The sequence below is a fragment of the Leisingera sp. M527 genome, from assembly GCF_025141525.1.
GTDB lineage: Bacteria > Pseudomonadota > Alphaproteobacteria > Rhodobacterales > Rhodobacteraceae > Leisingera.
Window position 1 is genome coordinate 2,762,810 of record NZ_CP081037.1, and the last position, 22,431, is coordinate 2,785,240.

The 22,431-nt window shown below is 62.5% G+C and carries 21 protein-coding genes; 11 read left to right on the top strand and 10 right to left on the bottom strand.

The window, feature by feature from the left end:
- The first annotated feature begins 52 nt into the window (after window positions 1–52).
- Entirely contained in the window at window positions 53–1,345 is a 1,293-nt protein-coding gene (locus tag K3555_RS13805; RefSeq protein ID WP_259994166.1) for an O-acetylhomoserine aminocarboxypropyltransferase/cysteine synthase family protein, read from the top strand.
- A gap of 64 nt (window positions 1,346–1,409) precedes the next feature.
- On the opposite strand, the gene K3555_RS13810 is transcribed toward K3555_RS13805, so the two are convergent.
- The gene (locus tag K3555_RS13810; protein WP_260005729.1) at window positions 1,410–2,129 is read right to left on the bottom strand and encodes an SIMPL domain-containing protein; all 720 of its coding nucleotides are present in this window, start codon (window positions 2,127–2,129) and stop codon (window positions 1,410–1,412) included.
- A gap of 176 nt (window positions 2,130–2,305) precedes the next feature.
- On the opposite strand from K3555_RS13810, the gene K3555_RS13815 reads away from it, so the two are divergent.
- Window positions 2,306–4,954, top strand: a complete 2,649-nt coding sequence (locus K3555_RS13815) for a hypothetical protein (RefSeq protein WP_260005730.1) — start codon at window positions 2,306–2,308, stop codon at window positions 4,952–4,954.
- Between the two features lie 139 nt (window positions 4,955–5,093).
- Here the strand turns inward: K3555_RS13815 and hppD are convergent, their stop codons facing one another.
- Window positions 5,094–6,194, bottom strand: coding sequence for a 4-hydroxyphenylpyruvate dioxygenase (gene hppD / locus K3555_RS13820; protein WP_260005731.1), 1,101 nt, complete (start codon window positions 6,192–6,194; stop codon window positions 5,094–5,096).
- A gap of 153 nt (window positions 6,195–6,347) precedes the next feature.
- Here hppD and K3555_RS13825 point away from each other — a divergent pair, with 153 nt between their 5' ends.
- The 3 genes from K3555_RS13825 to K3555_RS13835 all read left to right on the top strand — a co-directional run bounded on the left by K3555_RS13825 (window position 6,348) and on the right by K3555_RS13835 (window position 10,117).
- A complete protein-coding gene (locus K3555_RS13825; protein ID WP_027259655.1) occupies window positions 6,348–6,803 on the top strand; it encodes an Lrp/AsnC family transcriptional regulator in 456 nt (151 codons plus the stop codon).
- 66 nt (window positions 6,804–6,869) lie between these two features.
- Window positions 6,870–8,090, top strand: coding sequence for a PAS domain-containing protein (locus K3555_RS13830; protein ID WP_259986124.1), 1,221 nt, complete (start codon window positions 6,870–6,872; stop codon window positions 8,088–8,090).
- A gap of 134 nt (window positions 8,091–8,224) precedes the next feature.
- Window positions 8,225–10,117, top strand: a complete 1,893-nt coding sequence (locus K3555_RS13835; protein ID WP_259986132.1) for a cation:proton antiporter — start codon at window positions 8,225–8,227, stop codon at window positions 10,115–10,117.
- A gap of 53 nt (window positions 10,118–10,170) precedes the next feature.
- Here the strand turns inward: K3555_RS13835 and cobT are convergent, their stop codons facing one another.
- Window positions 10,171–11,187 (bottom strand): nicotinate-nucleotide--dimethylbenzimidazole phosphoribosyltransferase, encoded by a 1,017-nt coding sequence (cobT, locus tag K3555_RS13840; RefSeq protein WP_260005733.1) that lies wholly within the window; start codon window positions 11,185–11,187, stop codon window positions 10,171–10,173.
- 101 nt (window positions 11,188–11,288) lie between these two features.
- Here cobT and cobS point away from each other — a divergent pair, with 101 nt between their 5' ends.
- Entirely contained in the window at window positions 11,289–12,047 is a 759-nt protein-coding gene (cobS, locus tag K3555_RS13845; RefSeq protein ID WP_260005734.1) for an adenosylcobinamide-GDP ribazoletransferase, read from the top strand.
- Between the two features lie 72 nt (window positions 12,048–12,119).
- Here cobS and K3555_RS13850 read toward each other — a convergent pair whose 3' ends face one another.
- From K3555_RS13850 to K3555_RS13870, 5 genes are all read right to left on the bottom strand, one after another.
- The gene (locus K3555_RS13850; protein ID WP_024090807.1) at window positions 12,120–12,632 is read right to left on the bottom strand and encodes a CarD family transcriptional regulator; all 513 of its coding nucleotides are present in this window, start codon (window positions 12,630–12,632) and stop codon (window positions 12,120–12,122) included.
- A gap of 301 nt (window positions 12,633–12,933) precedes the next feature.
- Window positions 12,934–13,272, bottom strand: coding sequence for a ferredoxin FdxA (gene fdxA, locus K3555_RS13855; protein ID WP_024090808.1), 339 nt, complete (start codon window positions 13,270–13,272; stop codon window positions 12,934–12,936).
- Window positions 13,273–13,334: 62 nt separating this feature from the next.
- Window positions 13,335–13,709, bottom strand: a complete 375-nt coding sequence (locus tag K3555_RS13860; RefSeq protein ID WP_260005736.1) for an RNA-binding S4 domain-containing protein — start codon at window positions 13,707–13,709, stop codon at window positions 13,335–13,337.
- Between the two features lie 7 nt (window positions 13,710–13,716).
- Entirely contained in the window at window positions 13,717–16,665 is a 2,949-nt protein-coding gene (locus K3555_RS13865) for a helicase-related protein (RefSeq protein ID WP_260005738.1), read from the bottom strand.
- Window positions 16,666–16,691: 26 nt separating this feature from the next.
- Window positions 16,692–17,258, bottom strand: a complete 567-nt coding sequence (locus tag K3555_RS13870; RefSeq protein ID WP_259986145.1) for a tetratricopeptide repeat protein — start codon at window positions 17,256–17,258, stop codon at window positions 16,692–16,694.
- Window positions 17,259–17,359: 101 nt separating this feature from the next.
- Here K3555_RS13870 and K3555_RS13875 point away from each other — a divergent pair, with 101 nt between their 5' ends.
- From K3555_RS13875 to K3555_RS13895, 5 genes are all read left to right on the top strand, one after another.
- Window positions 17,360–17,650, top strand: coding sequence for an SCP2 sterol-binding domain-containing protein (locus tag K3555_RS13875; protein WP_260005740.1), 291 nt, complete (start codon window positions 17,360–17,362; stop codon window positions 17,648–17,650).
- Window positions 17,650–18,612 carry an alpha/beta fold hydrolase gene (locus K3555_RS13880; protein ID WP_260005742.1) on the top strand — a complete coding sequence of 321 codons (963 nt, stop codon included), beginning with the start codon at window positions 17,650–17,652 and terminating at the stop codon, window positions 18,610–18,612. Before K3555_RS13875 ends, K3555_RS13880 begins: the two co-directional genes overlap by 1 nt.
- A 151-nt stretch (window positions 18,613–18,763) precedes the next feature.
- On the top strand, window positions 18,764–20,584 hold the full coding sequence (locus K3555_RS13885) for a M3 family oligoendopeptidase (RefSeq protein ID WP_260005743.1): 1,821 nt from the start codon (window positions 18,764–18,766) through the stop codon (window positions 20,582–20,584).
- Window positions 20,584–21,057: a GNAT family N-acetyltransferase gene (locus K3555_RS13890; protein ID WP_260005749.1), complete on the top strand. Its 474-nt coding sequence runs from the start codon at window positions 20,584–20,586 to the stop codon at window positions 21,055–21,057. Before K3555_RS13885 ends, K3555_RS13890 begins: the two co-directional genes overlap by 1 nt.
- A 124-nt stretch (window positions 21,058–21,181) precedes the next feature.
- Entirely contained in the window at window positions 21,182–21,643 is a 462-nt protein-coding gene (locus K3555_RS13895; RefSeq protein WP_260005750.1) for a DUF995 domain-containing protein, read from the top strand.
- Between the two features lie 12 nt (window positions 21,644–21,655).
- Here the strand turns inward: K3555_RS13895 and K3555_RS13900 are convergent, their stop codons facing one another.
- Together K3555_RS13900 and K3555_RS13905 are read right to left on the bottom strand one after the other, a co-directional pair.
- Window positions 21,656–21,925, bottom strand: coding sequence for a DksA/TraR family C4-type zinc finger protein (locus tag K3555_RS13900; protein WP_129371553.1), 270 nt, complete (start codon window positions 21,923–21,925; stop codon window positions 21,656–21,658).
- A gap of 141 nt (window positions 21,926–22,066) precedes the next feature.
- Window positions 22,067–22,411, bottom strand: a complete 345-nt coding sequence (locus K3555_RS13905; RefSeq protein ID WP_260005752.1) for a hypothetical protein — start codon at window positions 22,409–22,411, stop codon at window positions 22,067–22,069.
- Between the last annotated feature and the right edge of the window lie 20 nt (window positions 22,412–22,431).

The window sequence follows — 22,431 nt, forward strand, 5'->3', positions numbered from 1 at the left end:
CAGCCATGCTGATGTGTGCCCGGAATAACAGAGCTTTCAGGGAGACCCATTCATGACCGACGCTCCGACATACGGTTTTGACACCTTGCAGATCCATGCCGGCGCCAAGCCGGACCCGGCCACCGGCGCGCGGCAGACGCCGATCTACCAAAGCACCGCCTATGTGTTCCGCGACGCCGAACACGCCGCCGCGCTGTTCAATCTGCAGGAAGTCGGATTCATCTATTCCCGCCTGACCAACCCCACCGTCGCGGTGCTGCAGGAACGTCTGGCAACACTCGAAGGCGGCGTTGGTGCGGTTTGCTGTTCGTCGGGCCACGCGGCGCAGATCATGGCGCTGTTCCCGCTGATGGCACCGGGCTGCAATGTGGTCGCCTCGACCCGGCTTTACGGCGGTACCATCACTCAGTTCAGCCAGACCATCAAGCGTTTCGGCTGGTCGGCCAAATTCGTCGACACCGACGATCTGGACGCTGTGAACGCGGCGATCGACGAAAACACCCGCGCCGTGTTCTGCGAATCCATCGCCAACCCCGGCGGCTATGTGACCGACATCCGCGCCCTGGCGGATATCACCGATGGCGCAGGCATCCCGCTGATTGTCGACAACACCTCAGCCACGCCTTACCTGTGCAAGCCGATTGACCACGGCGCAACGCTGGTGGTGCATTCCACCACCAAATACCTGACTGGCAACGGCACCGTGACCGGCGGCTGCGTCGTTGACAGCGGCAATTTCGACTGGTCGGCTAATGACAAATTCCCATCCCTGTCAGCCCCCGAGGACGCCTATCACGGCCTCAAGTTCCACGAGACTTTCGGCCCGCTCGCCTTTACCTTCCACAGCATTGCCATCGGCCTGCGCGACCTTGGCATGACGATGAACCCGCAAGGGGCGCATTACACGCTGATGGGGGTTGAGACGCTGTCCCTGCGGATGCAGAAACACTGCGAGAATGCCGAGAAAATCGCCGCCTGGCTCGAAAACGACAGCCGCGTTGACTACGTGACCTACGCGGGCCTGCCGTCCTCGCCCTATTATGAGCGTGCCCAGGCCTGCTATCCCAAGGGTACCGGCGGCTTGTTCACCTTTGCCGTCAAGGGCGGCTATGAGGCCTGCATCAAACTGGTGGATGCGCTGGAGATCTTCAGCCATGTGGCCAACCTCGGCGACACCCGCTCGCTGATCATCCATTCGGCCTCGACCACCCACCGGCAGCTGTCACCCGAGCAGCAGGAAGCTGCAGGCGCCGGCCCGAACGTGGTGCGTATCTCCATCGGGATCGAGGATGCAGACGACCTGATCCGTGATCTGGACCAGGCGCTGGCCAAAGCCTGCGGCTGAGCAGGCCAACCGCCATTCAACAAAAAGGCCGGGCGCCCTGCCCGGCCTTTCCTGTTTCCGCGATTTACTCGCCGCCGGGCACGGTCATATCGAAAACCACCGAGACGTTATGACTGAAGGTCAGCTCCCCGGCCTCAATCGGCATCGCATCGCTGCGGGCCATTTCCATCGCCATCATCGGACGCCCGCCACCGCCGCCGTGTTCATTGATCGAGCGTACCGGCCCCAGCACCATGCCCGCCGCGTCTGCCAGCTGCTGCGCCTTGCGGATGGCATCCTTGACGGCTTCACCGCGGATTTGATCGGTGACCGCAGACGGATCTGCCACCCCGAAACTCAGCCCTTGGAACTGATTGGCGCCAGCCATCAGCACCGCATCCAGAACCGGGCCAAGCCGGTCCAGGTCGCGCACCCGCACCATCAGGCTGTTCGAGGCCTGAAAGCCGGTGATCTCACGCCGGCCGCCGCTGTCATAAGACCGGTCCTGCGACCAGACCGGATGCATTGAGATCTGCCGGGTCTGCATGTCCTCGGCCGCAATACCGCCGTCCTTCAGCCGCCCAATCACCGCGCCCATTGCGTCAGATACGGCGGCCATTGCGGCGGCGGCTTCTTCGGCCTCCTCGGTGACACCCAGCGTGATTGTCGCCAGTTCCGGCGCCACCTGCAGCGTGCTTTCGCCGTTCACGGTGATTTGGCGCAACGCCGCGGTCCCGCTTGCCGCCAGGGTCCCGGCGCTCATCGACAGCATCAGCGCGGCTGCCAGAATTTTCTTTGCCTTCATACGGAAAAGCTCCTTTTGCAATGCCTTCTAGATGGGGATGGCAAACTGCCGCCTGCAAGTCCTGGCAGACGTCTTTTCCTTTAACTCGGCAGGTTCCTGCTTTAAGGTCCGCGTCAAAACACCGGGCCCGTCAGGCGGCCCCGGGCAGTATGGATTTTGATGGTTTGACCCAAGGCATGAAACCGGCTTTTGCTCTTTCACTTTCCGCTGACGGCATTGCGCTGCTATTTCGCGCTGAAGACGGCTGGCGCAGTGTGGCCAGCACGCCGTTCAACACTGAAGACCTGCCTGCGGCACTGGCTGCAATGCGCGCGGATGCGCTGCAGCTGGCGCCCGGCGGCATCTTCTGCAAGCTGATCCTGCCCGACGATCAGATCCGCTATTTGACCGCCGAGACCGGTGATCTGCCTGCCGAGGCGCGGATTGAAGCGGCCCGGCAGGCGCTGGAAGGGGCTACGCCTTATCCGGTGGATGAGCTGGCCTTTGATATCGCCATCGAAGGCAGCCGGACCCATGTTGCCGCGGTGGCGCTGGAAACCCTGGACGAGGCCGAGACCTTTGCAGTCGAACACGGGTTCGGCCCGGTCAGTTTTGTTGCGGCGCCGGAAAATTGCGGTTTTCCGGGAGAGCCGTTCTTTGGCACCACCCGGGCAATCCGCGGCACCGAGGTTGAGCCGGACGATACTGTGGTTAAGGTGATCGGGCCGTCAGCACTGCCAGTCCTCCTGACCGAAGACAGCGCGGATGACCCAGCCGCCTTAGCACTGGCGGAAGACAGTGCAATACCGGCAGGAATTGCCGCTATTACGGAACCCTTGGCAGAGCCAGCAGGACCAGCAGTTCTTGCAGAGGCAGAAGATATGGCTGCCGCCGCCAAACAAGCACCTGAGCGGGACAGCGCGCCGCTGGCTGCCCCCAAGGACGCTCCGGTGCCCCTGCCTGCCAAGGCAGCCGGGGCCGAGGAGCCTGCAAGCCTGCCACCGCTTGTTTCGCCGCCTTCTGGCGCTTCCGGCGCGCCGCTGCCAGGTGTTTCAGGCCCTCTCAGCCAAGAGGACAAGGCAGCCGCTGTTGAAAGCGCATCCGCGCCGTCCGCGCAGGCCTCCGCTCCGCTGGCTGCCGGGCGCCAAGTGCCAAAAGCTCCGGCAGCCGTGAAGCCGGCCGGCGCAGCAATTCCGGTCCGGAAACCTGACACCGCGGACACTCCGGCCCATTTGCCAATACCGCCAGCTCCGTTGCCAACTGGTGCGGCTTTTCCTTTGCCAATTCCGCCAGCGCCGGCAGCATTACGGGACAGCACCCCGGCAGCCGCCGCGCCCGCGGCGCCACAGTCCCCGGCCCCCGAAAAGGCTGCGAAGGGCAAGCCGCGCTACCTTGGGGTGATCCTGACAGCTGTGCTGCTGCTGTTCATGGCAACAGTTGCGGTCTGGGCAATATTTGGCGAAGGCGGATTTTTTGCCGCAGCCCCGGATCAGGATCCCGGCCTGGCACCCGCCCCTGCGGTCAGCTCCGAAGACGGGCAGCCGCAGGAAGGCCTCCCCCAGCCGGCGCGCGCGCCTGCGGCAGGCAGCCCCGGTTCAGAAACCGCCCCTGCCGCCATCGCTCCACAGGTGAGCGTCCTGGCGGACCAGCCCGATCCCGGGCTGCAGGAGACCGGCGCAGCGTCGGCAGAGGGTGAATCGCAGGAAAACACCGCCCTGACTGAGGCCAGCGGCACAGGCGTGCTCCCTTCGGTCGAGGATGAAGCCGCCGCTGATGGTGTGAAGCTGCCCGAAGAGGGCACGGGCACCGCCTTTTTGGACCCTTCCGCCCTGCAGCCTGGCGGTGCTGGGGACACCCAGCCGGCCCCGGCGCCGGCTGAATCTCTGACTGCAGAGCCGCTGGATGACTTGGCCCAGGCCGCGCGCTATGCCGCAACCGGGGTCTGGCCGGTTGCCCCCGGCCTGGGAGGCATCCCCGCCGCGCCCCGCCTGGACGAGCTTTACACGGCCTCCGTTGACCGCACTGAGATTGCCGCCGACGCGGTAGCCCTGCCGCAGCCGGAAACTTTTGCCGGGGATGATGAACCCGGCGCCGTTGCCTCTCCTGCCGCAGCAGGGTCGGCGTTTGATCTAGACGCGCGCGGGCTGGTCAAGGCCAGCCCCGAAGGCACGCTCAATCCCGATGGCATCACCGTCTACCTTGGCCGTCCGAAGAAAGTGCCGCCGCCCGCGCCGGATCGCAGCGACCCCGCCGCCGAAGCGCTAGCCGAAGAAGTGGCCCGCAATCAGGTCTTGTCGCGCAAACGCCCCAAGGCGCGGCCTGCAGATCTGGAGGAACAGGTGGAACGCGCGCAGCTTGGCGGTCTCAGCCGGACAGAACTGGCCGGCATGCGCCCGCGCCAGCGCCCCGCCAGCCTGAAGCCCGCCGGGGAAGAGCAGCTGCCGGTCACAGCCCAAGCCATCGCCGCCTCGGCTTTTCCGCGTGCCAGACCCGCCAATTTCGCCAATCTGGTTGACCGCGCCCGGCGCAATCCGCAGAACCAGGTGCAGACCGCCGCTGCCGTGCCCGCCGCTGCAGCCGCGGCGGCACCCCGCATCCCGACAGCCGCATCGGTTGCCCGCCGCGCCACCGTCAGCAACGCCATCAACCTGCGCAAGCTGAACCTGATCGGGGTCTATGGCACCGCCTCGGACCGCCGCGCATTGGTCCGGCTGCCCTCGGGCAGATACAAAAAGGTGCAGGTCGGCGACCGTATCGACGGCGGCCGGGTAATTGCCATTGGTGAAAGCCGGCTGCAGTACCAGAAAGGCGGCCGCAACCGCACCCTGGAAATGCCCAAGGGATAGGATCAAGCCCTTCCCTTCCCGCGCTTAACTCAAAAAACAGCAGTTCCGGCGAATGGGCCTGTTGCAGGCCGTCTTGCCCGCGCACGCAAAAAGGCCGGACCCGCAAGGCAGGACCGGCCTTTTCCGTTTCTCAGGTTGTTTATTCCGCGGCTTGGATCTCGCCGTTTTCGATCTGCTCGCGCTCGATCGATTCAAACAGCGCTTTGAAGTTGCCCTCGCCAAAGCCGTCATCGCCCTTGCGCTGGATGAATTCAAAGAAGATCGGCCCGATCACGGTTTTTGAGAAGATCTGCAGCAGGATCCGGGTTTCGCCGCCGTCAACCACGCCTTCGCCGTCGATCAGGATGCCGTGTTTCTTCATCCGCTCCAGCGGTTCGTCATGGCCCTGCACCCGCTCTTTGGACATCTCATAATAGGCGTCGTTCGGGCCAGGCATGAACTTCAAGCCTTTTTCCGCGATTGCATCGGTGCTGGCATAAATGTCGTCCGAGCCCACCGCGATATGCTGGATGCCTTCGCCGTTGTATTTTTTCAGATATGAAACGATCTGACCTGTTTCGCCCCGGTCCTCGTTGATCGGGATCCGGATGCGGCCGCAGGGCGAGGTCAGCGCGCGGCTGAGCAGGCCAGTGAACTTGCCCTGGATGTCAAAGAAACGGATCTCCTTGAAGTTGAACAGCTCCTCGTAGAACTTGAACCACTTGTCCATATTGCCCTTGTAGACGTTGTGAGTCAGGTGATCGAGATAGAAGAACCCGTCGCCGCGCGGCTTGGACTGTTTCAGCCAGGTGAATTCCGCATTGTAGGGCGAGGTGTCGTGATACTGGTCGATGAAGTAGATCAGCGAGCCGCCGATCCCCTTGATCGCGGGCACGTCCATCACTTTTCCCGGTCCGTCATAGGCCTCGGCGCCTTTGGACACCGCGTGTTCGAACGCCATTTGCGCATCCGCAACCCGCCAGCCCATCGCCGGGGCGCAGGGGCCGTGCTCCTCTACGAATTTCGCGGCAAAGCTTTCGGGGTCGGCGTTCAGGATATAGGTGACGTCGCCCTGCTGCCACAGCTCCACCAGCGGCTGATCCTTGCGGTGGCCGGTCAGCTCATAGCCCATACGGGTGAACAGCGCCCGCAGCTCGTCCGGGTCGGGGCTGGCAAATTCAACAAATTCAAAACCATCGGTGCCAGCCGGGTTTTCCGGGGTGATTTCGGATTTCGGGGCGTTATGCGGGAACGGACCCATTGCGTGTCTCCTTCGGATCAAGCGGGAAGCCAGGTGAATTCTTGCATCAAGAATACCGCATATCCGGCGCAGATTTTCCGCGTTGTTTCGCACCGGAAACTTGAAGTACGCGTATCATTCGCGCCATGATGGCCAAAAATGGAAAAAACACGCATGCTGGACCCAACAGATACCAAGCTGCTTGCAGCGCTTCAGAAAAATGCCCATCTCACCGCGCAGGAATTGGGCGAGATGCTCAACCTTTCCCCCAGCCAGGCCGGGCGGCGGCGGCAGCGGCTGGAGGCAGAAGGGTATATCCAAGGGTATTCGGCCCGGCTTGACCCCGCCAGGCTGGGGCTGTCGGTGCAGGGGTTTGTGCAGGTTCATCTGGGCAGTCACGGCCCCGAACAATCCAAGGGGTTCGCCCGGCTGGTGGCCAGCCAGCCGGAAATCACCTCGGCCTGGACGATGACCGGAGAGGCTGATTACCTGCTGCGCGTCTATTGCGCCGATCTGGAGGCGCTGAACACGCTCATCCACGGCATCCTGCTGCCCCATCCCGCTGTTTCCAGGGTCCAGAGCCAGATCGTAATGGCACAATTAAAACGCGATGCGCCACTGCCGACTTAACCATCCGGGAAGGAATTGGCGGTAAAGATGCACTAACGAATTCTGTAACCGAAAGTGGAACGTGCTGTGTCTATTGTTGACCGCCGAATTGAAACGCGTCCGACCAGCGGCGAAGCGCCGTTTGGCCTCAATGAGGTGTTCTTTTCCAGGACCAACGACCGCGGCATAATCCAAGCCGGCAACTATGTGTTCCGCCGGGTTGGCGCCTACACTTGGGACGAGCTGATCGGCGCCCCGCACAAGGTGATCCGCCATCCGGACATGCCCAAGGGAGTGTTCTCACTGTTCTGGGACACCATCCAGCGCGGCGAATTCATGGGTGCCTACGTCAAGAACAAGTCCAAGGACGGGCTGTATTATTGGGTATTTGCCGTGGTGGTGCCCTGCCAGGACGGCTATCTTTCCGCCCGCATCAAGCCAAGCAGCGCCTTGTTTGCCGAGGTGCGCAATCTCTATGCGACAATGCTCAAGCGGGAGACCGAAGAGGACGTCACCCCGGAGGACAGCGCGCAATATCTGCTCGATTGGCTGAACGGCCAGGGCTACGAGAACTACCACCAGTTTGCCGCTCACGCGCTGAGCCAGGAACTGATCTCGCGCGATAAGGGCCTGAACCAGCCGCCCCACGCCCGGATCCAAGAGCTGACGGGCATGCTGCGCAACGCTGAAACCCTGGTGGAAGAAACCGAAGGGCTGATCACAGATTTCGACGCAATGCACACGATCCCGCATAACCTGCGGGTGCTGGCGTCGCGGATTGAACCTTCGGGCGGCCCGGTCACGGTGCTGTCGCAGAACTACGGGTCCATGTCACGCGAGATGTCGGATTGGTTCGGCGCCCATGTGATGGGCGAGAACAGCAATTTCGCCAAAATCAAGGCTTCGGTGAACAGCAGCCTGTTTGTCGAGGGCATGGCGCGTATTCTGGTCGAATGCGACAATCAGCTGCAAAAGGAACGCCGCGACCTGGGTGAAGCCGATATGGAAACCGAACGCGGGATCCTGGGCGACCTGGTAAAAGACCAGGTCAAGCGTTCGCAGGACGGCATGAAAGAAGTGGATGAAGAAGCCGCGCGCATCACCAGCGCCTGCCAGATCATGCACCGGCATTTTCTTGGTCTCAGCTCCACCCGGGTGCTGCTTAAGATCGAAAGTGCAAGGCTGACCGATTCCGGCGAAACACTGGCTGATATCATTGATCAGCTGGGCGGTTTCCAGGAACGGATTTCGCGGCGGCTTGACCGGATCGGCAAGCTGAGTGAAGAGATTCGCCTGCTCGAACAATAGCGGTCCCGGAGAATAGCAAGCCCGCCCAAAAAACCGTCAATGACTGCTGCTGGCAGGCACCGGATTGCCGTAACAGACCGCCGCGGCCGGCAAAGCCATTGCCAAGGCACCGGCAGGCGCGCGATACCTGAAATATGGAAGAGTTTTTTTACCAAGCAACCATTTATCTGGGCGCCGCAGTCATTGCGGTGCCTCTGGCTGCGCGCCTTGGGCTTGGCTCGGTTCTGGGGTACCTGGCCGCGGGCATTGCCATCGGCCCGATCTTTGGCCTGACCGGCACCGAAACCGAGGATTTGCGCCACTTCGCCGAGTTCGGCGTAGTGATGATGCTGTTTCTGATCGGGTTGGAGCTGGAACCGCGCGCTCTCTGGGCAATGCGGGATAAGCTGATCGGCTTGGGCGGCATGCAGGTCACGGCTTCAACCGCAGTCCTGATGGGCGCAGCCATGGCCGCAGGCGAACCCTGGCATGTCAGCCTGGCGGTCGGGCTGGCGCTGTCGCTGTCTTCCACGGCGATTGTTCTGCAGACGCTCTCGGAAAAGGGGCTGATGCGCACCGGCGGCGGCCGTTCTGCGTTTTCGGTGCTGCTGACCCAGGATATCGCGGTGATCCCGATCCTCGCTTTCCTGCCGCTGCTGGGCAGCTATGCGATCCCCCAGTTTGCCTCCGATGGCTCCATCATCCGGGATGGCGCAGACGGCCATGGCGGCGGCCACGGGTCGCTGTCGCTGGTGGATGGTTTGCCCGGCTGGGCGGTGGCGCTGGTCACCCTGGCCGCCATCGCCTTTATCATCCTGGCGGGCATTTACCTGACGCGGCCGCTGTTCCGGTTCATCCACGCCTCCAACCTGCGTGAAATGTACACAGCCCTGGCGCTGATGATTGTGGTCAGTATCTCCTTCCTGATGACACTGGTCGGCCTGTCCCCGGCGCTTGGCGCTTTTCTGGCCGGGGTGGTGCTGGCCAACTCCGAATTCCGGCACGAGATGGAAAGTGACCTTAACCCCTTCAAGGGGCTGCTTTTAGGGCTGTTCTTCATCACCGTCGGCGCGGGCATCAACTACCGCCAGTTTCTGGCGGACCCTGGTGATCTGATCGGCCTAGCGCTGCTGGTGATCTTTGCCAAGGGGGCGGTGCTGTTTGCCGTCGGCCGTGCCTTTGGCCTGCGCCGCCGCCGCTTGTGGCTGTTCACCCTCAGCCTGGCCCAGGCCGGCGAGTTCGGCTTTGTGCTGCTGGCTTTTTCCACCCAGCTGAACGTGATTCCGGCGGCGCTTTCAGAAAAGCTGTTGCTGGTGATTGCCTTGTCGATGCTGATCACCCCGCTGTTGTTCATCGCCTATGACCTGTTGTCCAAACGCATGGGCGACGCCCGGCAGGAACATGAACCCGACGAGATTGACGAGGAAGGACCGGTGATCATCGCGGGCATCGGCCGTTTCGGCCAGATCGTCAACCGGCTGGTGCAGGCCAGCGGTTTCAAAACCGTGGTGCTGGACCATGATATGGAGGCGGTGCAGCTGATGCGCCGTTTCGGGGTCAAAAGCTTCCTTGGCGACCCGACCCGGCCGGAACTGCTGAAAGCTGCCGGCATTGCCAAGGCCAAGGTTTTTGTGGTGGCGCTGGATGACCCGGAAGGCGTGGTCAAGATGGTCACCTATGTGCGCCGGGCCTATCCGGAGCTGCACATCATCGCCCGCGCCAAGGACCGCAACCATGTTTATGAGCTGTATAAAGCCGGCGCTGATGACATCGTGCGCGAGATGTTCGACAGCTCGGTGCGTGCAGGCCGCTATGTGCTGGAGAACGTCGGTCTCAGCGAATATGAGGCGGCGCAGGCGGCGCAGACCTTTTATGCGCATGACCGTGCCAACCTGCGCGACCTTGCCCAGCACTGGATCCCTGGCGTGCCCGCCAGCCAGAACCCGGCCTATATAGACCGCGCCCGGGAGCTGGAGAAAGCCATCGAAAGCGCGATTTTCGAGATGGCCGAACGCAAGCGCAAGAAGTCCACCAAAGCCGCCGAATGACCAAAGGCCCGGGGTGGATCCGGGCCTTGCGGAAAAGATCTGGACGGGGCTGTTCAGCCGTCCGTCACCCCCGCCTCGGCAAAGGTCGCCATGCCGCTGTGGCAGGCAACGGCGCCTTTCAGCACTTGGATCGCCAGCGCCGCGCCGGAGGCCTCGCCCAGACGCAGGCCCAGCGACAACAGCGGCTTCTTGCCCAGTTTCGCCAGCAGCGCCGGATGCGCCCCCTCGGCGCTTTGATGGCCGGCCACTGCGTGGTCCAGCGCGCCGTCTGCGGTTTGCATCAGGCAGGCCGCCGCAGCGCAGCAGATAAACCCGTCCAGGATCACCGGGATATGCAGCACGCGCGCGGCAGCAATGGCGCCCGCCATGGCAGCAATTTCGCGTCCGCCCAGGCAGGCTAGCGCATCCAGCCCGTCGTTGATCCTGCCTTGGTGCAGTGCAACGCCTTCGGCCACCACGCGGATTTTATTCGCAAGCCCCGCCTCATCCACACCGGTACCGCGTCCTGTCCAATCCGCCGCCTCGCCGCCGAACAGCGCACAGGCCAGGGCGGCGGCAGGGGTGGTATTGCCGATGCCCATTTCACCGACCACCAGCAGGTCAGCGCTTGGGTCCACCGCCTCCCAGCCGGTTTTCAGCGCAGCCAGCAGCTCATCGCCGCTCATCGCGGGCCCTTGGGTGAAATCGGCGGTCGGGCGCTCCAGCTCCAGCGCATGCACATCCATGCGGGCGCCGGCCAGCCTGGCCAGCTGGTTGATGGCCGCGCCGCCATGTTCGAAGTTGATCACCATCTGGGCGGTGACTTCCGGCGGAAAGGCAGAAACCCCCTGTGCCGTCACACCATGGTTGCCGGCAAAGACGATCACCTGCGGTGCGGTGATTTCCGGCCTATCGCTGCCGCGCCAGCCGCCGTACCAGATGGCCAGCTCCTCCAACCGGCCCAAGGCACCGGGCGGCTTGGTCAGCTGGGTGTTGCGCGCAGCCGCGCCGTCCAATGCGGCCTGGTCCTGTGCGGGCGCACTGGCCAGTGCGGCGCGAAAATCATCAAGAGAGGAAAGCTGTGGCAGCATGTGAAAGCCTCGTTGCATCTGGGCGGGGGACGCGGATAAAGCGGATGGCAATCTGTTTAACGGCTGACGGCAGTGCCGCAAGCCCCGCAATAGGCCCGTAAATGCGAAAAAACGACATCCAGGCAAATGACATCCTGCTGGCGCTGGTTCTGCTGACCCGGCTGCCCTTGCCGCATCTGCCTGCGACGGCTTTTCAGCGGCAAGCCAAAGCGGTCTGGGCGTTTCCGCTGGCCGGGCTTGCCGTCAGCCTGCCGGCGGCGCTGGTTGCATCTTTTGCATTGCACATGAGCCTGCCCGCCGCGGTCGCCGCGGGACTGGCGCTGGCGGTTCAGGTGATGCTGTCAGGCGCCATGCATGAGGACGGGCTGGCCGATACTGCCGACGGGCTGTGGGGCGGATTCACCCGGGACCGGCGGCTGGAGATCATGAAGGACAGCCGCATCGGCGCCTATGGCGTGATTGCCCTGATCCTCGGGTTCGGCCTGCGCTGGAGCGCCCTGGCGGCGCTGATCACCGCAGCAGGTGCCTGGCCGCTGCTGGCCTTGGCCATGCTGAGCCGGGCAGTAATGCCGGCGCTGATGCTGGCACTGCCAAACGCGCGCGCCGCCGGACTGTCGCAAACCGTGGGCCGTCCCCGCGCCCTGCCCTGTTTTCTGGCGGCCCTGCTGGCCATTGTCCTGTCGCTGCCGCTGATTGGCGCTGCGGCGTGGCCTGCGGCCTTGGCCATGGGTGCGTCTGCCCTGGGTTTGGGGGCGCTGGCCAAGGCCAGGATCGGCGGCCAGACCGGGGACATTCTGGGGGCAGCCCAGCAATTCGCCGAGGTTGCCGGCCTGCTCACGCTTCTCGCACTCTGCAGCTGAGCCGGACCGTCGCATGAAAAAGGCCGCGCCCACGAAGGGCACGGCCTTTCAATGACTGACTATTGCAGATGCTTATGCTGCAACGCGGGAGGTCAGAACCTCATCCACCTGCTTGGCGGCCGCAATCTCGTCGTTGCCGGATACTGCTGCAACTTCGCGGGTCAGGCGCTCAAGGGCTGCTTCGTACAACTGGCGCTCGGAGTAGCTTTGTTCGCGCTGATCATCGGTGCGGTGCAGGTCGCGCACCACTTCGGCGATCGAGATCAGGTCGCCGGAGTTGATCTTTTGCTCATATTCCTGGGCGCGGCGCGACCACATGGCGCGTTTGACCTTGGCCTTGCCCTTCAGCGTTTTCATCGCTTGGGCAATCACGTCCGGCGAGCTGAGCGAGCGCATGCCCACTTCGGTTGCCTTGTTGGTCGGCACCCGCAGGGTCATCTTGTCTTTTTCAAAGGTGATCACGAAAAGCTCCAGCGCAAAGCCGGCCACTTCCTGCTCCTCGATCGAGATGATCTGGCCCACGCCATGCGCCGGGTAGACAACATACTCATTAGGGCGGAATTCGAGCTTCTTCGATTTGGTCATACAGGTTATTCCTTACTCATAGCCGGGCGGCTCCGGCATTTTAGCGAACAAAATGCCCGGCCCCGGTCAGTTTGATTTGACCAGCCCCCAGGACATTTTATCCGCAGAAATACCGCCCAATCTGCGCACCACTGCTGGCGTGCGCCAGGGGCGGACTCCGATTGTTTATGTCTTTTGCCCTTTAAGCATACCACAAAAAAGGACCGCCCGAAAGGCGGCCTGCAGATCAGGGTCCGTTAAAACCCCATGCGATGCGGCGGTTTCCCGCAAATTTGCGGCATCGCCCCTATCAGGCAGAGAATCAGCCGCCTTCGCCGGGCGCTTCGGAGAAATACTTCTCCATCTTGCCCTCTTCGCCGTCGCGTTCCTCGTAGCCCGGCATCGGGTCTTTCTTGGAGACGATGACCGGCCACAGTTCAGAGTATTTGCGGTTGAACTCGACCCATTTGTCCATGTCCGGCTCGGTATCCGGGCGGATTGCATCTGCTGGGCATTCCGGTTCGCAGACGCCGCAATCGATGCATTCGTCGGGGTGGATCACCAGAGTGTTCTCGCCCTCGTAGAAGCAATCCACCGGGCATACCTCGACACAGTCGGTGTATTTGCAGGCGATGCAGTTTTCCGTCACGACATAGGTCATAATACCGAGTCCCGTTTTCCGTTTGCGCCTAGCTAATCCAGACCGGCGACGGCTTCAAGCCGTCAAAGGGTATCCTGCTTGCGAGTAAGATCAAGCGCTCTGCGGGCTTTTTTGTCCGGCCGGCCTTTTCCTTCGAACCTGGGATTGGCCGGAATTTTTTCCTGTTTTTCCGTCATATCGAAGTACAGTGCCTGGGCTTCGGGCGCCGGGCCGCGGCGTTCGCCGATGGCCTCGACCCGCACCACGCGGATCACTTTGGCCTGGGCAAAGGTCAGAACGTCACCCGGGGCGACGTTCTGAGCCGGTTTCAAGGTCTTGGTGCCGTTGAGACGCACATGGCCCGCGCTGACCTGTTTTGCAGCCAGGCTGCGGGTTTTGAAAAACCTCGCATGCCATAGCCACTTGTCGATGCGGATCTTGGGCGCGCCCTCGGTCATGGCAGGATCAGTCGCCCTGTTTCAGCCCCATCAGCGCAGCGGCAAAGGGGTTGTCGGGGTCGATCTGCTTTTCCTTCCTGGCAGGGCGCGCGGAATAGGTCTTGGCGCCCTGATCCTGACGCGGACCGCCCTTGCGGCCCGGTTTGCCGCGCGGGCCGCCTTCGCGGTCGCCGCCTTTGGCGCCGCGCGGTTTGCCCTTGCCTGCCGGCTTGCCGTCGCCCTGCGGACGGCGGTTCTGCTGGCGTTGGCCGCCCTGGCGTCCGCCCCGGTTGCCGCCCCAGGTGAAAGTGAAGAAGACTTCCATTTCCGGTTCGGCAGCAGCATCCGCTTCAGCAGCCGCTTCTGCCGTGTCTTCCGCAGGTGCCGTGTCTTGTGCAGGTGCCGTGTCTTGTGCAGGTGCCGTGTCTTCAGCAGGTGCGGCCTCGGCCTCAGCGGCGGGAGCTTCGGCAGCGGCGTCTTCAGCAGGTGCTGCATCCGCAGCTTCAACAGCCGGCTCTTCCGTTGCAGGTGCCGCGTCACCAGCTGCTTCAGCAGGCTTGGCCTCAGCTACAGCAGGTTTCGCTTCCGCCGCAACCGGCTTCACCTTCTGGCGCTCGCCCTTTTCGGCCTTGTAACCCAGACCCTGCATCAGGTCGGCGAACTGCTCCAGCGTCATACCGGTGATCGACAGCATGTCAGCCTTGGCTTCAAAGCCGCCGCGGCTGTCTTCGCCGCGCAGCATGTCGGCCAGACGCTCCAGCATATCGATGCGGATCATCCGCTCACCCGCCGCGCGGTAACCGGACATGGTGTCATAGCCGTCGGGCGCGTCCTTGGCGGAGGGCACCGTGACCAGGCCGGGAGGCGGCGATTCGGGGAAATCCTGCAGACCGTTGGCCAGCGACCACAGCACCAGCCGCAGACGGGTCGGTGCGGGCTTCAGCAAGAGCGGCATGAAAATGGTGAACTGGCCGAACCGGATGCCATGCTTGCGCAGCGCGCCGCGGGCGTCCTGGTCCAGGTCCTTCACCTCTTGCGCGATGCTTGCACGCGGCAGCACGCCAAGGTTTTCGACCATACGGAAGGCAAAACCACGGGCCAGGCCGGTCAGCTCTTCGTCCTTTTGCAAGGCCAGCAGCGGCTCAAACAGCGCGTTGATCTTGCGGGTGATGAAATGCAGCAGGCGGCGTTCCACCTTCTGTGCGACATCCGGCCCGGCGGACTCGTCCACAAAGACCTCGATCTGCGGGGTCAGCGCATCGGCGCCGGCAACCAGTTTGCCCACCGCATGTTCGCCCCACATCAGGCCGCCCTGTTCAGTGTAATCGATCTCGGTATCGGGCGCGTTATAGAACCGGTCCGCACGCAGATGGAATTGCGGCGCCAGCGCCTGCAGCGAGGCCGCCTTCAAGGCCTTGGCCTCGGCACCCTGCGCGCTTTTGTCCGGGCTGAACCGGAACCCCTCGAGACGGCCGACGAATTCGCCTTCAACCGTCACTTCACCCTTGTCATTCACTTCGGCCAAAAGGGCCTCCTTCTGTTTGAGCCGGCGCAGCAGCACAGACGTGCGCCGGTCCACAAATCTTTGCGTCAAACGCTCGTGCAGAGCATCTGACAACCTGTCTTCTACAGCGCGCGTCTCTCCGCGCCAATGGCTTTCGTCACGCAGCCAGCCATTCCTTTGCGCGACATAAGTCCACGTGCGGATAAATGCCAGCCGTTTGGACAATGTGTCGATGTTGCCGTCAGTGCGGTCAATTCGCTTTATCTGGCGGGCCATCCAGTCGTCCGGCACCACGCCGCCGCCCTGCAGATGTTCAAAAATCACCCCCAGAAGCGAGGCATGTTCGGCGTGGGAGATGCCGCGGAAATCGGGAATCCGGCAGATATCCCACAACAGTTTCACCGATTGCGCGTTGGTGGTGCGCGAGATCACGGCGGATTCGCGCGACAGCATTTTCAGCGCGCCCAGGTCATCCGCCTCGCGCGCTTTGATCAGGTTTTCGTCCGAAGGGCTTGATTCGAGCGAGTGGATCAGCGCCTCAACCGTGCCGAACTGCAGATCCGCAGACCGCCAGTTCAGCTTTTTCAGCGGCGTGAACTGGTGGTTCATGATCGCAGACGCCGTGCCCTCGTCCAGGGGCCGCGCATCGCCGGTCACACCAAAGGTGCCGTGGCTCATCCCGCGGCCTGCACGGCCGGCGATCTGCGCCAGCTCATTCGGGGCCAGCTCGCGCATCCGGCGGCCGTCGAATTTGCGGGTCGAAGAAAACGCCACATGGTCGATATCCAGGTTCAGCCCCATGCCGATGGCATCAGTGGCGACCAGGTAATCCACCTCGCCGTTCTGATACAGCTCCACCTGGGCATTGCGTGTGCGGGGGCTAAGCGCCCCCATCACCACCGCCGCGCCGCCCTTCTGGCGGCGGATCAGCTCGGCAATCGCATAGACATTATCAACCGAAAACCCGACAATTGCAGTGCGCGGCGGCATCCGGCTTATCTTTTTCGAACCTGCATAGACAAGATCCGACAGCCGCTCGCGGCGGTGGAACTCCACCCCGGGCACCAGCGCCAAAATCGGCCCCCGCATGGTGTCGGCGCCCAGGAAAAGTGTCTCCAGCGTGCCGCGGGCGCACAGCAGGCGGTTGGTAAAGACATGGCCGCGCTCGGGATCGGCACAGAGCTGGATCTCGTCGATCGCCAGGAAGTCGCAGCCCATGCCCTCGGGCATCGCCTCCACCGTGCAGATCCAGTATTTCGCGCGCGGCGGCACGATGCGTTCCTCGCCGGTGACCAGCGCCACCACCGACGGCCCGCGCGCCGCCACCACCTTGTCATAGACCTCGCGCGCCAGAAGCCGCAGCGGAAAGCCCATGACGCCGGTGCGGTAGCCCAGCATCCGTTCAATGGCGTAATGGGTTTTGCCGGTATTGGTCGGGCCCAGAACGGCCACGATCCGCGATGCGCTTGCCATTGCTTCAGCCCCCGCCCCGATGGGGCTTACAGTTCCCGGCCCTCGGCCAAGGGCGCCAATCGTTCGAGGGCGCTGCTTACGTCCTCGTGGTGCGGATGTATAGCCTTGGCCCGCTGATAGGCTTGATAGGCGCGTTCAGGATTGCGGAACTGCTCGAACAACGCGCCCAGCGCGTAGATCGCGTTGTAATCCATCGGGTTCAGCGCCAGCGCGCGTTCCAGATCCGCCACCGAAGGCCCGTAAAGCCCCAGCGCGAAATAGACGCGGGCCCGTTCGTACCAGCCGCGGGCAAATTCCGGCGCGTGATCGGTCAGCGCGGTCAGATGCTCCGCTGCCTGCTGCAAATCGCCGCGCTCCAGCGCGTCGGTGCCGCGCCGCAGCAGCAGATCCATCGCAGGCGAGCCGCTTTTGGCCCAAAGCGCCTGCAGCTCACGGTCGATGGCCGCAGCCTCGGAGAGTTCCGACACGGCTAGGTCCTGCAGCAGCGCATCAGCGGAATGCTGCTGTGCCGCGCCGGCCCCAGGCAAGGAATACGTGACTGTGACTGCCGTTGCCGCCACGATAGCTTTGAGCTTTGGGAGATTTGCCAGCATGATGCCCCCAGTGTAATCCAGCGCGCGGCAAATTCCAGTATTGGATGCAAATGCTTCACAGATTTGTGCTATGAAGCGCGCAAAACAGATTGAGGACGGACATGAGCGATACCCTGACACAGGCGGCAGAGACCCTGAACAGCAAACTGGACGCAGGCGAATTTGACGCCTCCGCAAAATTCGAGATTGAGGGGCTGGGCTCCATCGTGCTTGACGGCGCAGGCGCCCGCGTCAGCGACGAAGACACCGATGTCACCATGAAAGCCGACGCCGACACGTTCCAGTCGATCCTTGAGGGCGATTTGAACCCCACCGCCGCCTTCATGTCCGGCAAGCTGACCATCGATGGTGACATGGGCACCGCGATGAAGCTGGCCTCGGCCCTGTCCTGATGGACGGCGCCCCGGTGGAGCCGCAGCCTGCCCCCCTGTTTGCGGATATCGCGCAGGGGCCTGCGGGCGGTGCGGCCCATTGGGTGCACACCTCGGACGGCCTGCGTATCCGCGCAGGCCACTGGCGACCGGAAGGAGCGGCAAAGGGCACGGTCCTGCTGTTCCCCGGCCGTACCGAATACATCGAAAAATACGGGCTGGCCGCGGCGGAATTTGCGGATCGCGGATTTGCTACCCTCACCGTGGACTGGCGCGGCCAGGGGCTGGCGGAACGGACCCTGGCTGAGCGCCGCCTGGGCCATGTCGAAGATTTCAGCGACTTCCAGAAGGACGTGCAGGCGCTGACTGGGCTGGCCGAACAGCTGGACCTGCCGAAGCCCTGGTTTTTGGTCTGCCATTCCATGGGCGGCGCCATCGGGTTGCGCGCGCTGATGCAGGGGCTGAAGGTAAACGCCTGCTGCTTTACCGGCCCGATGTGGGGCATCCAGATCCCGCCGCTGCTGCGCCCCTTGGCCAGTTTCCTAAGCGGCGTTGCGCCGTTTTTGCGGCTGGACAAATTGCTGCTGCCGACCACGGCGCTGGAACAATATGTGCAGATCACGCCGTTCGAGGGCAACACGCTGACCACCGATCCGGACATGTACCGGATGATGCATGCCCAACTGGCTGCACAGCCCGATCTGGCGCTTGGCGGCCCCACCGTCCAATGGCTGCGCGTCAGCCTGCAGGACTGCGCCTGGCTGGCCGGGCAGCCCTCGCCTGCCCTGCCCTGCATCACCTTTGCTGGCTCGGACGAGCAGATCGTCGACACCAAGGCCATCCACGACCGGATGGCGCGCTGGCCGGGCGGCGAGCTGGACCTGATCAAGGGTGCCCAGCACGAGGTACTGATGGAAACCCCGGAAATCCGCGCGCATGTGTTTTCCAGCATGTGCCGCCTGTTTGAACAGTACCGCGGCTGATCGCCCGGCATTGCGCCGTGCCTTTACCTGCCCCTTACCAGCTTTCGTTAAACTCCCAGTGATCTGCAGATGATCAACGCCCGCCTGCTTGTGATCCCGCAAGCCGCCGCTTAGATGTTGGGTCAACGAATTCCTCATGACAGGAGCCCCCATGTTCCAGCTTCCCTTCCCCGTTCACGACGCAAACGCCTCAGCCGGTTCCGGCGGTCTTGGCAATCTGCCGGAATGGGACCTCAGCGATCTTTACACGTCTGAAGACGCCCCCGAACTGGCCCGCGATCTGGGCTGGCTGGAGCAGGAATGCGCCGCTTTTGCTGCCGATTACGAGGGCAAGCTGGCCGGTCTGGACGCCGCCAGCCTGCTGGAATGTGTTGAGCGCAACGAGAAGATCAACAATATCGCCGGCCGCATCATGTCCTTTGCCGGCCTGCGCTATTATCAGCTGACAACCGATGCCGACCGCGCTGCCTTTTTGTCGGACTGCCAGGAAAAGGTGACGGTGGCCACCACGCCGCTGGTGTTCTTCACGCTGGAACTGAACCGTATTGAAGACGGCGCCATGCAGGCGCATCTGGCCGCCAATGCGGAGCTTGCCCGCTATGCCAGCGTGTTCCGCCGTATCCGGGCAATGAAGCCCTATCAGCTGTCAGACGAGCTGGAACGCTTCATGCATGACCTCGGCATTGTCGGCGATGCCTGGGAGAAGCTGTTTGATGAGACCATCGCCGGTTTGCAATTCACCGTCGATGGTGAAGAGCTGACCATTGAGGGCACCCTGAACCTGCTGACCGACCCGGACCGTGCCAAACGCGAGGCGGCGGCGCGGGAGCTGGCCGCCGTCTTTGCCGAAAACGTCAAGACCTTTGCCCGTGTCCACAACACCCAAGCCAAGGAAAAGGAAATCATCGACCGCTGGCGCGGCATGCCCAGCGCCCAGACCGGCCGCCACCTGTCAAATGATGTGGAGCCTGAGGTGGTTGAGGCCCTGCGCGCGGCTGTGGTTGCCGCCTATCCCAAGCTGAGCCACCGCTATTATGAGCTGAAGCGCAAATGGCTAGGTCTGGACGTGATGCAGGTCTGGGACCGCAACGCGCCGCTGCCGCTGGAAGACCCCCGCACCATCAGCTGGGAGCAGGCGGAAAAGACGGTGATGGACGCCTATAATGCATTCGATCCGCGCATGGGTGAAATCGCCGCGCCGTTCTTCTCGGACGGCTGGATCGACGCGGGCGTGAAGCCCGGCAAGGCGCCGGGCGCCTTTGCCCACCCCACCGTCACCAATGTGCACCCCTATGTGATGCTGAACTACCTGGGCAAACCGCGCGACGTGATGACCCTGGCGCATGAGCTGGGCCACGGCGTGCACCAGGTGCTGGCAGCGGAACAGGGCGAGATGCTGTCCTCCACCCCGCTGACGCTGGCGGAAACCGCAAGCGTTTTTGGCGAAATGCTGACCTTCCGCAAGATGCTGGACGGGGCCGAGACCAAGGAGCAGCGCAAGGTGCTGCTGGCGGGCAAGGTCGAGGACATGATCAACACGGTTGTGCGCCAAATCGCGTTCTATGACTTTGAATGCAAACTGCACGCCGCCCGCGCCGAGGGCGAGCTGACACCTGATGACATCAACGCCATCTGGATGTCGGTGCAGGCGGAATCACTGGGCGAAGCGTTCGAGTACATGGACGGCTACGAGACCTTCTGGGCCTATATCCCGCATTTCGTGCACTCGCCGTTCTATGTCTACGCCTATGCCTTTGGCGACGGGCTGGTGAACGCGCTTTACTCGGTCTACGCGAGCGGCGCCGAAGGGTTCGAGGACAAGTACTTCGAGATGCTCAAGGCAGGCGGCTCCAAACACCATAAGGAGCTGCTGGCGCCCTTCGGCCTGGATGCCACAGATCCCGAATTCTGGGACAAGGGCCTGTCGATGATCTCCGGCTTCATTGACGAATTGGAAGCTATGGAGGGGTGATGCGCCTCAGCCTGCGACCGGTGCCGCGAAACGAATTTGATCTGGTCTCCCATATTCAGGTGGAGCCGGATCAGGTGCGTTACTCCGGCACTGTGGCGCAGGCGTTTGAAGAAAATGAGGACGGCGTGGATTTTCACGCCGTTCTTGACGGCTCCCAAGTGGTCGGGTTCTTCAAGATCGACCGGCTGTATCACGAAGCCTACAGCTTTGCCGGGCCGGATGAGCTGGGTCTGCGCGCCTTCATGATTGATCACGCTGAGCAAGGCAAAGGCTATGCCACGGCTGCCGTTGCCGCGCTGGAACCCTATCTGGCCGCGCAGTATCCGGCGCGGCGTGCGGTGGTGCTGACCGTCAATATGCAGAATTTCGGCGCCATCCGCTGTTACCGCAAGGGCGGTTTTGCAGACACCGGCGGCATCTATCCCCACGGCATCGCCGGCCCGCAGCACATTCTGCGGATGGGGTTCGGATAGATCCTAAGCGGTACACCAGCCCCACCCCTTTGCGTGCAATTGAACACCACCTAGAGGGAATTTTTAGAATACAGATTCAATGTGTGGTAAACTAAGCCGGTTAACCAGTATGGGAGTTGTTACCATGGCACCGCTTTCAAAGCTCACTGCGCTCGTAATTGCTGCGGCCCTGACCGCCACCAGTGCTATAGCTGCCGGCCCGGACCGCAAGAAACCCGTCAGCGGTCAAACCATTGCCGAATTATATTCTGGAAAAACCTGGACCTGGACCAAGGGAGGCTCCTACTGGGCACCGGACGGCAGTTTTCAGGCAATTTGGGAAGACAACGTCGGGCTTGGCAAGTGGTATGCGACGTCTAAGGGCAGTCTGTGCTATGAAGCCAATTGGTATTACCAAAAGGGAGCTCCCGGCGCACCACGTAAAGAATGCTACCGACATGTAGCTGACAGCGAAGGGCAACTGTGGAAATACAGCGAAAAGGACAAATCTTGGTACAAGCCAAGAAAAGAATTCGCGGAACGCATTAAGCCTGGCAACAAGATCGGAGCGCGGGTCCGGAAGCTGCGCAGAAAATACGGCATCTGACCGGCCTATGTTTCACTTCAACTGGCTGTCCTTCGAGCCGCGCCGGTTGAAGCCCCCGCGTGCCTGATGCGCGCCGTCGCGCTCCTGCTGGCAGTCGATACACAGCTTCACGCCAGGAATGGCGACACGGCGTTTCTCGGGGATCGGTTCCTCGCATTCCGCGCAATGGGTCAGGCTTTCGCCCACCGGGCGCCGCACCGCTTTCAGCCGCGCCAGCTCGTCATTGATCGAGGCTTCAATCTGCTCATTCACCGCGCCGTCCTGCGCCCAGCCGCCTGCCATGGACTTTCCTCCTGTGCCAGAGGGGCTGAATGTAAGGCCGCACAGGCGCTCTGCCTAGGGCTGCCTGAATGCAATTCCCGAGTAAATCTATCAACTATTTGATTTCATTGCATTTTCTGTTGACCTGCAGCGCAGGCACGGCTAAACAGAATACAGAAATTGCACGCAAGCCAGAATCACCAGGCCGCAAGCAGCCAGCACTCCAGCCATCCCCCGGGACAGCCAGACCGCAAGCAACGCCAGCAACCAGAGTGATTTCAGCCAGCCACGCGCATATCTGCCAGCCAGCGTTTCTGCCAGCCTCTCATTCAGCCGCGCACCCAGCATTTTGCCAGGCCCGTGCCAGACAGGTTTTACAGCCAGCTGCCGCCAGCTTTTCAGGTCAGTCTTTCTGACCCAATGTTTCGCGCGCGAAACATTCCGGCAGGACTGCTGCCGTAAAGCCAGCATCATTGTCAGTTGACAAAAAAAGGCGGCGCCAAGCACCGCCTTTACAGTCTGCTGCC

Excerpts from the sequence above, each read along its gene's own strand:
- K3555_RS13805 (WP_259994166.1), top strand. The coding sequence starts at position 53 with ATGACCGACGCTCCGACATACGGTTTTGACACCTTGCAGATCCATGCC.
- K3555_RS13810 (WP_260005729.1), bottom strand. The coding sequence starts at position 2,129 with ATGAAGGCAAAGAAAATTCTGGCAGCCGCGCTGATGCTGTCGATGAGC.
- K3555_RS13815 (WP_260005730.1), top strand. The coding sequence starts at position 2,306 with ATGAAACCGGCTTTTGCTCTTTCACTTTCCGCTGACGGCATTGCGCTG.
- hppD (WP_260005731.1), bottom strand. The coding sequence starts at position 6,194 with ATGGGTCCGTTCCCGCATAACGCCCCGAAATCCGAAATCACCCCGGAA.
- K3555_RS13825 (WP_027259655.1), top strand. The coding sequence starts at position 6,348 with ATGCTGGACCCAACAGATACCAAGCTGCTTGCAGCGCTTCAGAAAAAT.
- K3555_RS13835 (WP_259986132.1), top strand. The coding sequence starts at position 8,225 with ATGGAAGAGTTTTTTTACCAAGCAACCATTTATCTGGGCGCCGCAGTC.
- cobT (WP_260005733.1), bottom strand. The coding sequence starts at position 11,187 with ATGCTGCCACAGCTTTCCTCTCTTGATGATTTTCGCGCCGCACTGGCC.
- cobS (WP_260005734.1), top strand. The coding sequence starts at position 11,289 with ATGCGAAAAAACGACATCCAGGCAAATGACATCCTGCTGGCGCTGGTT.
- K3555_RS13850 (WP_024090807.1), bottom strand. The coding sequence starts at position 12,632 with ATGACCAAATCGAAGAAGCTCGAATTCCGCCCTAATGAGTATGTTGTC.
- fdxA (WP_024090808.1), bottom strand. The coding sequence starts at position 13,272 with ATGACCTATGTCGTGACGGAAAACTGCATCGCCTGCAAATACACCGAC.
- K3555_RS13860 (WP_260005736.1), bottom strand. The coding sequence starts at position 13,709 with ATGACCGAGGGCGCGCCCAAGATCCGCATCGACAAGTGGCTATGGCAT.
- K3555_RS13865 (WP_260005738.1), bottom strand. The coding sequence starts at position 16,665 with ATGGCAAGCGCATCGCGGATCGTGGCCGTTCTGGGCCCGACCAATACC.
- K3555_RS13870 (WP_259986145.1), bottom strand. The coding sequence starts at position 17,258 with ATGCTGGCAAATCTCCCAAAGCTCAAAGCTATCGTGGCGGCAACGGCA.
- K3555_RS13875 (WP_260005740.1), top strand. The coding sequence starts at position 17,360 with ATGAGCGATACCCTGACACAGGCGGCAGAGACCCTGAACAGCAAACTG.
- K3555_RS13880 (WP_260005742.1), top strand. The coding sequence starts at position 17,650 with ATGGACGGCGCCCCGGTGGAGCCGCAGCCTGCCCCCCTGTTTGCGGAT.
- K3555_RS13885 (WP_260005743.1), top strand. The coding sequence starts at position 18,764 with ATGTTCCAGCTTCCCTTCCCCGTTCACGACGCAAACGCCTCAGCCGGT.
- K3555_RS13890 (WP_260005749.1), top strand. The coding sequence starts at position 20,584 with ATGCGCCTCAGCCTGCGACCGGTGCCGCGAAACGAATTTGATCTGGTC.
- K3555_RS13895 (WP_260005750.1), top strand. The coding sequence starts at position 21,182 with ATGGCACCGCTTTCAAAGCTCACTGCGCTCGTAATTGCTGCGGCCCTG.
- K3555_RS13900 (WP_129371553.1), bottom strand. The coding sequence starts at position 21,925 with ATGGCAGGCGGCTGGGCGCAGGACGGCGCGGTGAATGAGCAGATTGAA.